Raw genomic sequence first — 17,849 nt, forward strand, 5'->3', positions numbered from 1 at the left:
GGACGAGCATTTAAAAGGTTAAAGTACAATATTTACAATTTTCTTCGGTACAATAATCACCTTCTTCGGAGTCTTGCCCTCAATCCACTTCTGTGACTGTTCTTCAGCCAGTACAGCAGCCTGGATGGTATTATTGTCTGCATCGGCAGGGAACTCCATTGTAAAGCGAGCCTTACCATTGAAAGAAATAGTATATTTTACGCTGTCTTCTTTCAAATATTCCTCATTGAATTCCGGCCAATGTGCATCGCATACAGAAGAAGTATTGCCCAAAGCTTCCCACAATTCTTCTGCCAAATGCGGAGCAAACGGAGCCAAAAGCACTACCAGATTGCTCATCACAGCCTTGTTGCGACATTTCAATGAAGTCAATTCATTGACACAAATCATAAAGGCGCTGATAGAGGTGTTGTAAGAGAAGGTTTCAATATCTCCTGTCACCTTCTTAATCAATTTATGAATGGCTTTCAGTTCTTCTTTGGTAGCTTCTCCTTCAGCAGGCAAGAAAGTACCCTGACGGTCATAGAACAAATTCCAAAGCTTCTTCAGGAAGCGGTGTACTCCGTCAATACCATTGGTATCCCATGGCTTAGACTGTTCTACCGGGCCAAGGAACATTTCATACATACGCAATGTATCTGCTCCATAACGTTCTACAATCATATCCGGGTTCACCACGTTATACATGGACTTACTCATCTTTTCAACTGCCCAACCACAGATATACTTGCCATCTTCCAAAATAAACTCTGCATTATGATATTCCGGGCGCCAGTTCTTGAAGGCTTCCACATCCAGTACATCATTCGATACAATGTTTACATCTACGTGCAACGGAGTTACTTCATACTGGTCTTTCAATCCCAATGACACAAAAGTATTGGTATCCTTGATACGATATACAAAGTTGCTTCGTCCCTGAATCATTCCCTGATTCACCAGTTTCTGGAATGGTTCTTCCTTAATGCTGATACCCAAGTCGAACAAGAACTTATTCCAGAAACGAGAATAAATCAAGTGACCAGTAGCATGTTCCGTACCTCCTACATAAAGGTCTACATTCTGCCAGTAATGATCTGCCTTCTCAGAAACCAGCGCTTCATTGTTATGCGGATCCATGTAACGCAAATAATATGCACTGGAACCGGCAAATCCTGGCATGGTATTCAATTCCAGAGGGAATACATTCACGTTATCAATCTTCGTATTTTCTACGACTTCACCTTTGGCTACATCCCATGCCCAACGGGTTGCATGTCCCAAAGGAGGTTCTCCACTTTCTGTAGGCAAGAACTTAGCAACCTCAGGAAGCTCCAGCGGAAGCTTGCTTTCGTCAATCATATACGGCATGCCGTCCTTGTAATATACCGGGAACGGTTCACCCCAATAACGCTGGCGAGAGAAAATCGCATCACGCAAACGGAAGTTGACTTTCACACGGCCCAGATTATGCTCTTTCACATATTTCTTGGTAGCTGCAATGGCTTCTTTAATTGTCAGGCCATTCAGCGTCAACTCGCAATAAGGAGTTACCCCGGCTTTCGGAGAGTTGCAAACGATTCCTTCCTTCGCATCGAAGCTTTCTTCGCTTACGTCACAACCTTCTACCAACGGTACAATCGGCAAGTTGAAATGTTTGGCAAATGCATAGTCACGACTATCGTGCGCAGGTACCGCCATGATGGCTCCTGTTCCATAACCAGCCAATACATAATCACTAATCCATACTGGAACAGATTCTCCTGTAAACGGATTTACAGCATACGAACCACTGAACACACCCGTTACACGACGGTCAGCAATACGTTCACGTTCTGTACGCTTCTTTGTACGGTCCAGATAAGCCTCAACTTCTGCACGCTGTGCTTCAGTCGTCAGCATCGGCACCAGTTCACTTTCAGGTGCAAGTACCATGAAAGTCACACCGAACATCGTATCGGCACGCGTAGTAAAGATAGTAAATTCCAAATCGCTGTTTTTTACCTTGAAACGTACTTCAGTACCTTCTGAACGACCAATCCAGTTACGCTGAGTTTCTTTCAAAGAATCTGTCCAGTCTACCGTTTCCAGTCCGTCAAGTAAACGCTGTGCATAAGCAGACACACGCAAACACCACTGGCGCATCTTTTTCTGCACCACCGGATGTCCACCACGTTCAGATACCCCGTCTACTACTTCATCGTTGGCCAATACCGTACCCAATGCCGGACACCAGTTTACCATGGTCTCTCCTAAGTAAGCGATACGGTAGTTCATCAGAATTTCCTGCTGTTCCTTTTCTGTCTTAGCTTTCCATTCTTCTGCAGTAAAATTCAGTTCTTCGCTGCATGCTACATCCAGCCCCTTTGTTCCTTCAGCCTCAAAATGAGCAATCAGTTTGCTGATAGGCTGTGCTTTCTGACATGAATTACAATAGAAGCTGTTGAACATTTTCTGGAAAGCCCACTGTGTCCAGTGATAATATCCAGGTTCGCACGTACGTACCTCACGATCCCAGTCGAACGAAAAACCAATCTTGTCCAACTGCTCGCGATAGCGTGCAATGTTAGCTGCGGTAGTAACGGCCGGATGCTGGCCCGTTTGAATGGCATACTGTTCAGCAGGCAAACCGTATGCATCATATCCCATCGGATTCAACACATTGAATCCTTGCAATCGTTTGTAACGTGCATAAATATCGCTGGCAATGTATCCCAGCGGATGACCTACGTGAAGTCCCGCTCCCGACGGATAAGGGAACATGTTCAACACGTAGAACTTTTTCTTGGATTCATCTTCGACAACTTTATAGGTCTTACGTTCCACCCATCTCTGCTGCCACTTCTTCTCAATTTCTCTGAAATTATATTCCATAGCGAAATATTATATGATTGATTATTACGTATTTCTCCAATTTCTCCGCAAATATAGTAAGAGTTCAGGAATAAATAAGGATAGTTTCGAACGAAAAGTTTATCTTTGCTTGATAAATGAAAACCTAATCTTAGAAATCTATGCACATCCGTAAATTCTTTCTGCTCGCTACTATCCTCTGTAGTGTATGCAGTCTCAACGCACAGCGACATGAACAACTCTTGGAAACCGGCTGGAAATTCCACAAAGGAGAAACCAATGGAGCTGAAACTGTTTCATTTAATGATTCTCAATGGGAATCTGTCTGTATTCCACACGACTGGGCCATTTATGGACCGTTTGACCGTAATAATGATTTACAAAATGTAGCCATTACTCAGAACTTGGAGAAACAGGCATCTGTCAAGACCGGACGTACCGGAGGACTTCCTTATGTGGGAGTAGGATGGTATCGCACCCGTTTCGATGCAGACCCTGACAAAAAGACAACACTGGTTTTTGATGGAGCCATGAGTGAAGCCCGCGTGTATGTCAATGGAAAAGAAGCCTGCTTCTGGCCTTTCGGTTACAATTCCTTCCATTGTGACATTACTGAGCTTCTGCACAAAGAAGGAAAAGACAATGTATTGGCTGTACGTCTGGAAAACCGTCCTCAATCTTCCCGCTGGTATCCGGGAGCCGGACTTTACCGGAATGTCCATCTGATTACTGCAGAAAAAATACATGTACCTGTATGGGGAACACAGGTTACCACCCCACACGTAGCTAATGACTATGCTTCTGTTTGCCTTCGTACCTCTTTACAGAATGTGGGAAAAGAAGAAATTACCATAGAAACAGAAATACTGGACCCGAACGGGAAAAAAGTTTCTTTCAAGAAGAACAGCGGACGCATCAATCACGGGCAACCGTTTACACAAAATTTCATTGTGGAAAACCCGCAATTGTGGTCACCTGAAACACCGTTCTTATATCAGGCCGTATCTAAAATCTATGCCAACGGAAAACTTACAGATACTTATACCACCCGCTTTGGTATCCGTTCCATCGAATTTGTAGCCGACAAGGGCTTTTTCCTGAACGGCCAGCACCGTAAATTCCAGGGGGTATGCAACCACCACGACTTAGGTCCTTTAGGAGCTGCCATCAACGTATCGGCTCTACGCCACCAGCTTACATTATTAAAAGACATGGGCTGCGATGCCATTCGTACCGCACACAACATGCCGGCACCCGAGCTTGTCAGACTCTGCGATGAAATGGGATTCATGATGATGATTGAGCCTTTCGATGAATGGGACATTGCCAAGTGTGAAAACGGATACCACCGCTATTTCAACGAATGGGCCGAAAAAGACATGGTAAACATGCTACGGCAATACCGGAATAATCCCTGTGTGGTGATGTGGAGTATCGGTAATGAAGTACCCACCCAATGCAGCAGTGAAGGATACAAAGTAGCCAAGTTCCTGCAAGACATTTGCCATCGGGAAGACCCTACCCGTCCGGTTACCTGCGGCATGGACCAGGTTAGTTGTGTACTCGACAACGGATTTGCGGCCATGCTCGACATTCCGGGATTCAATTATCGCGCACACCGCTATGAAGAAGCTTACCAACGCCTGCCTCAAAATCTTGTATTAGGCTCAGAAACCTCTTCTACCGTCAGTTCACGCGGTGTATACAAATTCCCGGCAGAGCGTAAAGCCGATGCAAAATACGAAGACCATCAGTCTTCTTCTTACGACTTGGAATACTGCTCCTGGTCTAACATTCCCGATATAGACTTTGCTCTGGCTGATGACCACCAATGGACTTTGGGGCAGTTTGTCTGGACAGGTTTTGATTATCTGGGTGAACCCAGTCCATACGATACGGATGCATGGCCCAACCACAGCTCTATGTTCGGTATTATCGACCTGGCTTCCTTACCCAAAGACCGGTACTATTTATACCGCAGCATATGGAACAAGCAAGCTGAAACACTTCATATTCTTCCTCATTGGAACTGGGAGGGCAGAGAAGGAAAAGAAGTACCTGTATTCGTCTATACCAACTATCCGACAGCCGAACTTTTCATCAACGGAAAAAGTTATGGGAAACAGACGAAGAACAACCAAAGCGTAGAGAACCGTTACCGCCTGATGTGGCACAACGCCATTTACGAACCGGGAGAAGTAAAAGTCGTGGCATACGATGAACACGGTACGGCTAAAGCAGAAAAGATAATCCGCACGGCAGGCAAACCTCACCATATTGAATTGGTTTCTTCACGCCAGTCGCTCACAGCCGATGGAAAAGATTTGGCTTACGTAACCGTACGTGTTGTGGACAAAGACGGAAATCTCTGCCCCACAGATATGCGCTTGGTGAAATTTAAAGTAAAAGGAGCTGGAAGCTACAAAGCCTCAGCCAATGGAGATCCAACTTGTCTGGATTTGTTCCACCTGCCTCAGATGCACGCCTTCAACGGCATGCTGACTGCAATTGTGCAATCAGGAAAAGAAGCAGGTACCCTTGAGTTACAAGTCACCGCAAAAGGGCTGAAATCAGGAAAGATACAAATCGAAGTAAAATAACCCTCAAAACAACAGCGGGGAAAAGCAACCACGTTATGTCTGCTTTTCCCCGTTTATATTTTCACCCAGCCTGCTATCTGTTCAGGCTTTCCTTAAATTCAACTTCTACAATACGAAGTTCATGATTGGTTTTATCTCCATCTTTCGCCTTAAACAAATCCAATTCATTGGCTACTGGAGCAGCCACTTCCACAATCTGTCCAAAGGCATCATCCTCTTTACTTGAACCCTTCAACCGGATAGTTATTTCAGAAGCAGGAACCGGTTTCACTTTCAGATGAACGTAACCCAGACTTTTTTCAGTTTCTCCGCTCCAAATCAGTTCATCGCCCGCATAAATTTCCAAAGGATAACTGCGCATACGCCATCCTGTAAGTTTCATACATACCTTATCCACACGCGCTACCCTTTCAAGATGATACTTAATCCATGCAGTGGAAGCTTTTCCATCATTTTTCCATTCACTCAATTCATTGTCATCACAACTCTTACAAGCTTCTTCCGTATTTATTCCAGCCTCTGCAGAGAGCACAGCCACATCCACCGCACGATCTATATAAGAAGGAGACAAAGGGGTTTCTCCACGATCTAAACTTCCTTCCAAATCATCTCCAGGAATGTATGTACTCAATCCGTTTTGTACTTCTACAGGAGAAGAAACCAGTTCCAATGAAGCGGAAGCCAATCCTTCTGCTTCAGCTCGTACAACCACCTTCCCTGCTGTAACAGACGAGCGTAATAACGCACGGTTCACCCCACATTCCACGGGAAGTTTTTCCGACAAGATATAATTATCCGGGCCTTGTGCTATACCTCCTCGCCATTCTGCCGGACCTTCTACCGTAAAATGAATCAAATCGTTCGCCAGCGGACAACGATTCCCTTCCGCATCGACAACCTCCACTTGCAACAACACCAAATCGGCTCCATCGGCTTTCCATCCTTTCGGATGCTGAATGGCAGCTAAATTCAATTTAGCTGGTTTACCTGCGGTTCTTAACTGCATACGCGCAGCTTCTTTTCCGTCATTGTACCCCACAGCTTCCAATACTCCAGGAGTGAAGGCGATTTTATCAAAAGTAAACAAGAAATGATAGTCACGCTGAGCCTGTCCCATTGGTTTTCCGTTTAAAAATAACGCCACACTATCCGTATTAGAAACCACATACACAGGCTTGACCACTCCCGGTTCATAATTCCAGTGTCCTACGATATGCAAACGAGGATTTTCCGTATCTACCCATCCGTCCCACATCACTTGATGAGCGAAATAAGAATCTTTCGGAATACGCATCGGGTCTGTATCTCCACTACGCCGGTAATTCTCTACCCCACGAAAATGAGTATTTGTATCTGAAAAAATAATCTTAGCGCCGCCTGAGCTTACCCTTTTGCCCGTACCCGGACGTTCACGCCAGTAATCAAACCAACGAATCACATTCTCAATGGTGAAAGAGTCCTGATTGCGATTGTATACACTGGCATCTGCCTGTTTTTTCGTTTTTCCGGTAGCCGCAGAATGATAAGCACTGTTTCCTTCTCCATCCTTATGATATGGATAGGAGTAATTATCCCAATACTTGCGCAAGCCTTCATCACGGCAATACTCCATGGCCCACATAGGATGATGCGCACTTTTGTTAATATACAACATCTCTCCCCCATACTCGGCATCACGAATATCCAGCATCTCACGAGAACCGATTGCACGCCCACCATGATAATCAAACTCATCACGTATCTTCTTCATCTCCAGCATGTGTTCACGGCTGATTGATTCATTGCCACATTCATAAAAAAGGATACTCGGATTGTTGCGGTTATAGATAATTGCATCCCTCATTACCAGTTTACGCTGTTCCCACTGACGTCCTTTGCAGTCTTTTTCTGCATCTCCTGCCGGCATGGCCTGAATCAAACCGACACGGTCGCATGACTCTACATCTTGCTTCCAGGGAGTTACATGCATCCAACGCACCAGATTAGCATTGGCTTTCACCATGAGGCCATTGCTATAATCACTCAACCAGGCCGGTACCGACATTCCTACAGCAGGCCATTCATTACTTGTTCGCTGAGCAAATCCCTTCAACTGAATCACCCGGTCGTTCAACCATACTTTTCCATCAGCAAATCGTGTCTTGCGAAAACCTGTACGCGTAATTACTTCATCCGTTTTCTTTCCCTCTATGCACAAAGCAGTCTTTACCGTATACAGATAGCCATACCCCCAGCTCCAGAAATGTAAACCTTCTACTTCACTTTCAGCTGAAAGCACTATTTTTTCTCCTGGATTAATTTTCTTCTCCTCGCCACAGAACGACTTTACAAGCTTCCCGTCACGGTCAAAAAGTTCCACCAGATAACCAACCGTCTGGCTTTTCTTTGTTTCATTTTTCACTTCCGATTCGGCATGAATCCGAGCTTTACGAGCACGTACCTGAATATCTTCCGCATAAATATAGACACCCGTAGTTTGCAGATTACTATATAAAGGTAAGGTCTGGTATAATTTATCCGTCACATACAACCACACATTCTTGGGTAAGCCTCCATAATTTGCATTAAAATTACGGTTACTCCACTGATACTTTACGCCAGTAGCCTTCTCTGCATAGTCCCAATTGTTATCAATACGTGCAGCAATGACATTTTCCTTACCGGGCTTTACAAATGCAGTAAGGTCAAAACCAAAAGCCATCACTCCATTTTCATGCTGGCCGACCAGGTGACCGTTCACATACAGATCAATTCCTTGTCGTGCTCCTTCAAATTCAATGAACACCTTTCGTCCTTTCGCATCAGCAGGTAAACGAAAATGTTTTCGATACCATACAATTGTATCGGTAAGATCCTTGATATTCAGTTTGAAAGCTTCATCCTCATTGAATGCATGAGGAAGTGTAACCGACTTCCATTCTGCATCCGAATAGTCCATCTCCTCTGCCTGAACTATATCACCCACCTTTAATTTCCAGTCGCTGTTGAAATTATACTTCTCCCGCTCTGCGGCATGAATATGCCCTAAAGCCATAAAAATGAATAAACTTATTAGAATGTACCTCATAGTATTGCCTTTTTAACTACTTAGCAAAGGTATGTTTTTTGTTTCTACAAGGTATAGGAAAAATAGATAGTTAAGATGGAATAAATGATGGTTATCAGAAATTCTTTACATTTCATGCGGGACAAGATTCAAACTAACAGAATTTTATCTGAATAAAAATCCCAAAGGATTAAACAGAAAATCCTTTTACCAGTTCTATGTATTCTTATCTGAATCCATAAGTTTCTCAATCTGCAAACCTACGTTTTAGGACTGAAAAACATATATTTCCGATAAGCAACACATAAAATTTACAAGCACAAATTCGGCTCTTTGCTATTGAGTTTTCCCAACTATATTAAAACGTACGTTAAGATGTTAAATTAAAAACTTAAAATCAATTCTATTATTAACATTTCAAAAAGAAATAAGTACATCACTTCTTCGGAAGAGGTGAAGAAAGCTTTTTAATGCAAAATATACCTATCCACCTGTATCCAATAATCTCGTGCTGATTTTTCCATGTTTCTACACAATTTTACATTGTTTACCCTCTCATACAATTGTACTTTTACATCGCATTCAAAAATGCAAAATACAAAGATATAATGAAACTAACTTTTGTTTAACTTAACCAAATTAGAGGTATGAAAGACAGAACTTATTCTAGTCTGATGCGTTGCGCTTCTAACTTGCAACGCCTGTTCTTCTTAGCCTTGTTCTCTGTTATCGCTATTGGAGCGTATGCACAAGGTAAGACGGTGTCGGGTACGGTACTCGATAAAAGTGGGGAATCTGTAATTGGTGCAAGTGTAGTAGTAAAAGGAACTACTAACGGTACAATTACTGACTTTGACGGTAAGTTTACCTTATCTAATGTACCTAATGACGCTTCACTTGAAATCAGCTTTGTTGGCTACAAGACTCAAGTGATTCCGGTACAAGGAAAAACAACATTTAATGTCACAATGGCAGAAGACACCGAAGTGCTCGATGAAGTTGTCGTAGTAGGTTACGGTGTACAGAAAAAATCGGATGTTACTGGTGCAATGGCACGTGTCGGAGAAAAAGAATTGAAAGCGATGCCTGTTAAAAATGCACTGGAAGGTATGCAAGGTAAAACCGCCGGTGTGGACATTACTTCCAGCCAGCGTCCGGGTGAAGTAGGAAGCATTAATATCCGTGGTGTACGTTCTATCACTGCCGATCAAGGCCCGCTGTATGTAGTAGATGGTATGATTATCCAAAACGGCGGTATCGAAAATATCAACCCGAGTGATATTGAATCTATCGACGTATTGAAAGATGCTTCTGCTACTGCTATTTATGGTTCGCGCGGTGCCAATGGTGTAATCTTGGTTACTACTAAGAAAGGAAAAGAAGGAAAGATTTCATTGAATTATTCAGGAACCGTAACCTTTGAGACCCTGCATGATGTAACAGAAATGATGTCTGCTTCAGAATGGTTGGATTACGCTCGTCTTGCCAAATATAACATGGGATCTTATGCATCTGCAACTCCTGATTACGAAGCTGATAAAGCTGCGTTTGGCAGTGTAGCCGCTTCTTGGGCAAACATTGAAAAAGCATGGGAAGGAGGAACTTATGACCCTTCAAAAGTAGGTTCCTATGATTGGGCTTCCAATGGCAAACAAACGGGTATCACTCATGAACATACATTAAGCGCTTCTGGCGGTACAGACAAATTCCAGGGTTATGCTTCATTCGGATATTTAAATCAGAAAGGTACACAGCCCGGACAATCCTATGAACGCTATACATTAAAAACTTCTTTCGACGCTTCTCCTCTGAGTTTCTTTAAGATGGGTTCTTCAATCAACGCATCTTATTCAGATCAGGATTATGGTTACAGCTTCACAAAATCTGTTACAGGTTCTGGAGACCTTTATGGAGCATTGAGAAGCATGCTGCCATGGACTGTACCTTATGATGAAAACGGAGAATACATTCGTAACCCGAATGGTGATGTAAACATCATCAACCCTATTCGTGAACTGGATTACAATACCAACCAGCGCCGTACATTCCGAGCTAATGCCAGCATGTATGCACAAGTAGACTTCGGAAAAATCTGGGAACCACTGGAAGGACTTTCTTATAGAATTCAGTTTGGTCCTGAATTCCAGTATTATACTCTGGGAATAGCCAATGCTGCAGAAGGTATCAACGGAGATGGAAACAATGGAGCTCAATACAAAAATGAACAGAAACGTTCATGGACACTGGATAACTTGATTTATTACAACAAGACATTTGCTGAAAAACATAATTTAGGATTGACTTTGATGCAATCAGCTTCTGCTTATCACTATGAAATGGGTGATATGCGTGCTACTAATGTTGCTTCATCAGAAGAATTATGGTATAATATGTCTACAGCTGGTACATTAAGTTCATTCGGCACTGGACTGACAGAAACCCAGATGACTTCTTACATGATTCGTGCAAACTACGGATTCATGGATAAATACTTACTGACTGCATCTATGCGTTGGGATGGTGCTTCACAGTTAGCTCCAGGACATAAATGGGCAAGCTTCCCTTCTATGGCGTTGGCATGGCGCCTGGATCAGGAAAACTTCCTGAAAGACGTTAACTGGTTAAGCCAATTGAAATTACGTCTTGGATTTGGTATCACAGGTAATGCCGCTATTGCAGCTTATGCCACTAAAGGAGCTATTACCGGATTATACTACAACTGGGGACAAACAGATTCTTCATTAGGATATGTTCCTTCAGATCCTTCTGCAAAAGATCCGGCTAAGATGGCTAATCAGGATTTAGGATGGGAAAAAACAACTCAGTACAACGTAGGTATCGATTATGGATTCTTTAATAACCGCTTAAGTGGTAGTATTGATGCCTATAAGACTAAGACCAATGACTTGTTGCTCGGTATGACAATTCCTTCATTAACAGGTTACACTTCTACATATGCCAACGTAGGAAAGACATCCGGATGGGGTATTGACTTACAGGTAAATGCCATTCCTGTTCAAACAAAAGATTTCTCTTGGAATACTACATTGACATGGTCTATGGACCGTAACAAGATTGAACAGTTATCTAATGGAAGAACTGAAGATGTAAACAACAGATGGTTTGTAGGTGAAGAAATCGGTGTATACTATGATTATGTATATGATGGAATCTGGAAAACATCTGAAGCTGAAGAAGCTGCAAAATATGGTCGTAAACCTGGTCAGATTAAAGTAAAAGATTTAAATCAGGATGGTTCTATTGATGCCACAAACGACCGTCAGATTGTCGGTAAAGTACGTCCTGACTGGACTGCCGGATGGAATAATACATTCAGCTACAAGAATTTTGAACTTTCATTCTTTATCCTTTCACGTTGGGGCTTTACCGTTCCACAAGGAGCTGCCACTCTTGACGGCCGTTACATGATGCGTAAATTGGACTATTGGGTAGCTGGCACCAACGAAAATGCACAATATTACTCTCCGGGTTCAAATGGAGAGGCTGCAGATACATACAGCTCTTCTATGAACTATCAGGATGGTTCATACATCAAAGTACGTAATATTTCTTTGGGATATAACTTTACTTCTAAGCAACTGAAAAATGTAGGATTGAACAATCTTAAAGTATACGTACAGGCCATGAACCCATTCACTATTTATAAAGCTTGTGACTGGTTGGATACTGATTTGCTTAACTATGATAATAACACTAAAACATTTGGTTCTGCAACAACTCTGAAGAGCTTTGTTATCGGTGTTAATATTGGATTCTAATCATAAAATTAAGGAACTATGAAACTAAATAAAATATTATATACTGCATTAATGATCAGTTCTATGGGAAGCAGTCTGTCTTCATGTAAAGATTCTTTCCTGGATGAAGAACTAATTACCCAATATAGTACTGACCGGTTTGAAACCCAAGAAGGTCTCGATGAACTGGTTACCGGTGCATATCAGAAATTGAAATTTAAATATAACTACATTTGGGCAATCGAATGCTACAACATGGGAGTAGATGAATTTACCGATGCAAACAATACTATGCCTGCATGGAATCACTACAGCCAAGACTTGAACTCTGCAGAAACAGGCGCTAACCAACCGGTCTGGGATAATTTCTATGGCTTGGTAGAACCGGCAAATATCATCATTGCCAATATGCCTCAATATTACGATAAAAATAGTGCTACCTATAAAACCCGTTTGGGAGAAGGCTATTTTTTAAGAGCGTTTGCCTATTTTGAACTGGTTAAACAATTTGGCGGTGTGCCCCTTAAGCTAACCCCTTCAACCAGTGTAGAGACCTATTTCACACGCGCATCTGAAGAAGATGTTTACAAACAGATTATCAGCGACTTCCAAGAAGCTTATAACTTGTTGCCAGAAAGCCCAGAGCAGACAGGCCGTATTACAAAATATGCCGCTGCCCATTTTTTAGCTAAAGCACATCTGTTCCGTGCTTCTGAGTTATACAGTGGATGGAACTCAAGCTATGTTGCTGAAGACTTGGACGCCGTAATTCAGTACGGTTCGGAAGTGGTAAGCAAACACCCGATATGTACTAACTACGTAGAACTTTGGGACTACCAGGAACCTAATGGAGCAAATGAAAAAGTCAGTGAAGTCGTATTGGCAGCACAGTTCTCAAACGATGAATCTACATGGGGACGTTACGGTAATCAGATGCATCTGTATTACCCATCTGTATACCAGGATATACAGGGAACTAAACGTGACATCTCTGGTGGCCGTGAATTCTCTTATGTAAGTGCAACTGAATATACCATGCAGGTATTCGACCGAGTTAATGACTCCAGATTCTGGAAATCATTTATTACTTGCTATGGAGCAAACGACACAGCCGGAGCACCTACATGGACTGAAGAAGATATAAATAACGGCGCACCCGCAGGTGTTAATGTGGGAGATAAGCGTTTTATCGCTGGAGAAGTAGGTATCAAATATATCGTTAACGAACCGGGAGACGACCGTTTTGAAAACTACTCAACAGGGGCAGCTGATATCAAAGTAAAGAAAAATGGAGAGATTTGTGCACCACACACATTTGTACGTTATTTCAAAGGTGAAAATCAGCTGAACTGGAACCTCTCTACACACACAGGAAACTATTATAACATTATTCCTCACAAACGCTCTGTTGCATTGTCTAAGTTCCGTGACGGTTCGCGTAACTCTATTGCTTCTCAGTTTGGAACTCGTGATGCCATTATCGCACGTTCAGCTGATGATGTGCTAATGGTAGCAGAAGCTTATATCCGTAAAGGAGAAAGCCATTATGCAGACGCTATCACCTGGATTAACAAATTGCGTGACCGTGCTGCCTATAAAGAAGGTGAAGACAGAAGTGTAAACGTGGATGGTGGTCAATCTTACAAAAACAACACATACTGCTCCGGAAAAGGAGGAGGTTACTCTGCTGACGGAGCCATCTATTCTGAACAGAACACTTATTATGAATCTAATAACCTGGAAGGACAGGAAAGTGTTTACAATGCACAGTCATCTCTTTCAGGCATGCACCTGAACAGCGTAGACGATGTATATAATTCTCAAACAGATGCACCTATCTATCAGGCACTGAATTGCACTAGCAATGCAGAAAAAATGATGTGCTTCTTGTTGAACGAACGTACACGTGAACTTTGTGGTGAAGGATATAGATGGGAAGACCTGGCACGTACAAAAACTCTTGATGCACGCTGGCATGCATTTAACGACGGTGTAAGCCGTGGTATCGGTGAGTTTAACCCAGACAAACATTACTATCGCCCAATTCCACAATCATTCCTTGATGGTATCACAAATGAGAGTGGAGCAGCTTTGACCAATGAGGAAAAACAAGCAATGCAGAATCCTGGCTATTAACCAAAACCTTATTTTTCCATACAATTTTAAGAGACGCTTTTCAAAAAAGAGAAGCGTCTCTTTTTATACAAATTTACAGCAACATGTACAATACTCCAGTCCCTAAGACAGAAGCTTTCCCGTACTTTGTAAAATGATTATTTTTCCAATAAAACTATGAAGAAACTGTGGTTAATAGGACTTTTGATGTATAGTCCGTTTACGATGAATGCACAATCCGGAACAACATCCGGACTGGACAAAAGCCATTTCAGCAAATACTGGAAGGTGGAATCCGAATCTCCTGACTATAAAGTTTCCTTTTCAGGAGATACCTGTGAAATTTTGTCTCCTAAAGGACTGACTCTGTGGAGAAAAGAAAAAATGTCGGGCAACGTCACCATTGAATACGATGCCTGTGTGGCAGTAGAAGGGAAACCAGGTGACAGACTAAGCGACTTAAACTGCTTCTGGATGGCTTCCGACCCGAAAGCTTCTGACATCTGGAAACGCATGAACTGGCGAAACGGAGTTTTCGTAAACTGCTACAGCCTTCAGCTGTATTATCTGGGATATGGAGGTAACTACAATTCTACCACTCGTTTCCGCCGTTATGACGGCAATGAAGCCGCGGTAACAGATGAAAAGGTACGTCCTGCCATTTTGAAAGAATACAAAGACCAAGATAATCTGTTGACAGCAAATAAATGGTATCACATTAAGATTCAAAATACAGACAACAGGGTACGCTATTACATCGATGGGAAATTACTTGTCGACTTTTATGACCCGTCACCACTGACTTCCGGCTGGTTCGGTTTCCGTACCACATTGTCCCGAACCCGTATTACTAATTTCAAATACTCCATTGAAAAAGAAAAAGCTACTGAAGCTCCTTTACACTGGATTGGAAAGGTTCCAGAACAAGCACGCCCCATCAGTTTTGGAGTTCCGTTCAAACAAGGTAAAGTAAAATCAGGTACCCCCTTGTGTGTACAAACTGAAAACGGAGAATTAGTGGAGGCCGACACATGGACCACAGCATACTGGCCCGATGGATCTGTAAAATGGGCAGGTATGGCTGCTGTTATTCCGGGTAATACCCGTTCAGTAAAAGTAATACCTTCTTCTAAAAAGAAAAAAACGACCAATACAGAAGAAATTCATGTCACAGAATCCGATAACCAACTGACTATAGCCACTGGAAAAATTACTGCTTTTATCCCTAAATCTGGAACTTGTATTCTAGACAGTCTTCTGTATGGGAATGTGAAAGTAGGTGGAAAGGCGGATTTAATTGCCAGCACACAAGATTCTCCATCACGAGAAGATGCCACTGAGATTCATTATCAGTCATTCAATAGCCTCATCAAAAAAGCCGTAATTGAACAGCAAGGAAAAATACGTACTACCATCAAACTGGAGGGTGTACAGCAGGGAAAAGACGGACGTGAATGGCTTCCGTTCACTCTGCGTATGTATTTTTACGCAGGAAATGAGCAAATCAAAATGGTACACTCTTTCATCTACGATGGAGACCAAAACAAAGATTTTATCCGCTCACTAGGAGTACGATTCCAGGTTCCGATGAGAGAGGATTTATATAACCGTCATGTAGCCTTCGCCTGTGCCGACGGAGGTGTATGGAGCGAACCGGTTAAACCGCTGGTGGGAAGAAGAATCCTGACACTCGACAAAGACCAAAGCTGGCAGAAACAACAGATGGAAGGAAAACGCATTCCTGAATACCAACGTTTTGATGCAAAAAACAGAAGTTTGATTGACAATTGGGCTGCATGGGATAATTTCCGTCTCTCTCAACTTACAGACAATTCTTTCAGCATCCGCAAACGGGCCACAGAAGACAGTCCCTGGATTGGTACGTTTACCGGCACACAAGCCGGAGGATATGCTTTTGCCGGTGATGTCAGTGGAGGAATAGGAGTTGCCTTACAGGATTTCTGGCAAGCTTATCCTTCTACCCTGGAAGTACAACATGCACGCAGCCAGGAAGCTTCACTGATTGTCTGGCTATGGAGTCCGGAGTCAGAAGCTATGGACTTAAGACACTATGACAAGGTGGCACATGACCTGATAGCCAGCTACGAAGACGTACAGGAAGGAATGAGTACCCCCTATGGTATTGCTCGCACACACACACTGACCGTTGTTCCACAAGCTGCTTATCCAGGTAAAGCCGGCATTGCAGAAACGGCACAGATTCTATCAGAAGCAGCTCCGCTGATGTGTACACCGGAATATCTCCATGCCTGCCGGGCTTTTGGCATCTGGTCATTACCTGACAGAAGTAATGCGCAGCGCAGTAAGGTAGAAGACCGCCTGAATGCTTATATCGATTTATATCAAAACGCTATTGCCCAACATAAATGGTATGGCTTTTGGAACTATGGTGACTTAATGCATGCTTACGATCCGATACGCCACTCTTGGAGATACGATGTAGGCGGATATGCGTGGGATAACACCGAACTAGCATCCAACATGTGGCTGTGGTATAATTTCCTGCGTACAGGACGGCAGGACATCTGGAAAATGGCAGAAGCCATCACACGTCATACGGCAGAAGTGGATGTATATCACATTGGTCCCAATGCAGGCTTAGGAAGCCGTCACAACGTCAGTCACTGGGGATGCGGTGCAAAAGAGGCTCGTATCAGTCAGGCCGCCTGGAATCGTTTCTATTATTACCTGACCACAGACGAAAGAGCCGGCGACTTAATGAAAGAAGTAACCGATGCAGACCAGAAGCTGTATACACTTGACCCGATGCGTTTGGCTGAGCCGAAGAGTCAGTTCCCATGCAGCGCACCTGCCCGATTACGCATCGGCCCCGACTGGCTGGCCTACGCTGGTAATTGGATGACTGAATGGGAACGTACGCAAAATACGAAGTACCGTGACAAGATTATCACAGGCATGAAGAGCATTGCAGCCCTGAAAAATGGATTGTTCACCGGAAATATGGCCTTAGGATATGACCCGGCAACTGGAGTTATCAGTTATGAGGGAGACCCCAATAAACAAAATACCAATCACCTGATGACTATTATGGGAGGCTTTGAAATAATGAATGAAATGCAGGAAATGATTCAGGTTCCGGAGTTCAACAAAGTATGGCTGGAACATGCACGTGACTACAAACAAAAAGCACTCGAAATTACGCATAATCGTTTCCGGGTTTGCAGACTGATGGCATACGCTGCATCCCATCTGTATGACCCGAAAACAGCTGCAGAGGCCTGGAAGGATTTATGGAGCAAACTGGAACATACTCCGGCACCGGAATTCAAGATAGAAAAAGTGCTTCCTCCAGAAGTTCCGGCAACTATGGATGAATGTAAGACAATCAGCACCAATGATGCTGCTTTGTGGAGTCTGGATGCGATTTATATGCAGGAGGTAATTCCGCAGTAACACCATATTAATAGATAATAAAAACGGCTTTAAATGACAGGAAAACATCATTTAAAGCCGTTT

6 protein-coding genes are annotated in these 17,849 nt (G+C 43.1%); 4 read left to right on the top strand and 2 right to left on the bottom strand.

The annotated features are described in order from the left end of the window. Window positions 1–18: 18 nt before the first annotated feature. The gene (gene leuS / locus BACPLE_RS05205; RefSeq protein WP_007559542.1) at window positions 19–2,853 is read right to left on the bottom strand and encodes a leucine--tRNA ligase; all 2,835 of its coding nucleotides are present in this window, start codon (window positions 2,851–2,853) and stop codon (window positions 19–21) included. A 140-nt stretch (window positions 2,854–2,993) separates the two neighbouring features. Here leuS and BACPLE_RS05210 point away from each other — a divergent pair, with 140 nt between their 5' ends. Next, window positions 2,994–5,432, top strand: coding sequence for a glycoside hydrolase family 2 TIM barrel-domain containing protein (locus tag BACPLE_RS05210; protein ID WP_007559545.1), 2,439 nt, complete (start codon window positions 2,994–2,996; stop codon window positions 5,430–5,432). Between the two features lie 73 nt (window positions 5,433–5,505). On the opposite strand, the gene BACPLE_RS05215 is transcribed toward BACPLE_RS05210, so the two are convergent. Then, complete coding sequence (locus BACPLE_RS05215; RefSeq protein ID WP_007559547.1) at window positions 5,506–8,499, bottom strand: glycoside hydrolase family 2 protein; 2,994 nt, start codon at window positions 8,497–8,499, stop codon at window positions 5,506–5,508. Between the two features lie 626 nt (window positions 8,500–9,125). On the opposite strand from BACPLE_RS05215, the gene BACPLE_RS05220 reads away from it, so the two are divergent. The 3 genes from BACPLE_RS05220 (at window position 9,126) to BACPLE_RS05230 (ending at window position 17,786) form a co-directional block, all read left to right on the top strand. After that, window positions 9,126–12,257, top strand: coding sequence for a SusC/RagA family TonB-linked outer membrane protein (locus BACPLE_RS05220; RefSeq protein WP_007559549.1), 3,132 nt, complete (start codon window positions 9,126–9,128; stop codon window positions 12,255–12,257). An 18-nt stretch (window positions 12,258–12,275) separates the two neighbouring features. Continuing rightward, window positions 12,276–14,372 carry a RagB/SusD family nutrient uptake outer membrane protein gene (locus BACPLE_RS05225; RefSeq protein ID WP_007559551.1) on the top strand — a complete coding sequence of 699 codons (2,097 nt, stop codon included), beginning with the start codon at window positions 12,276–12,278 and terminating at the stop codon, window positions 14,370–14,372. 156 nt (window positions 14,373–14,528) lie between these two features. After that, entirely contained in the window at window positions 14,529–17,786 is a 3,258-nt protein-coding gene (locus BACPLE_RS05230; RefSeq protein ID WP_007559553.1) for an exo-rhamnogalacturonan lyase family protein, read from the top strand. Window positions 17,787–17,849 lie beyond the last annotated feature (63 nt).

This window comes from Phocaeicola plebeius DSM 17135, from assembly GCF_000187895.1.
Lineage (GTDB): Bacteria > Bacteroidota > Bacteroidia > Bacteroidales > Bacteroidaceae > Phocaeicola > Phocaeicola plebeius.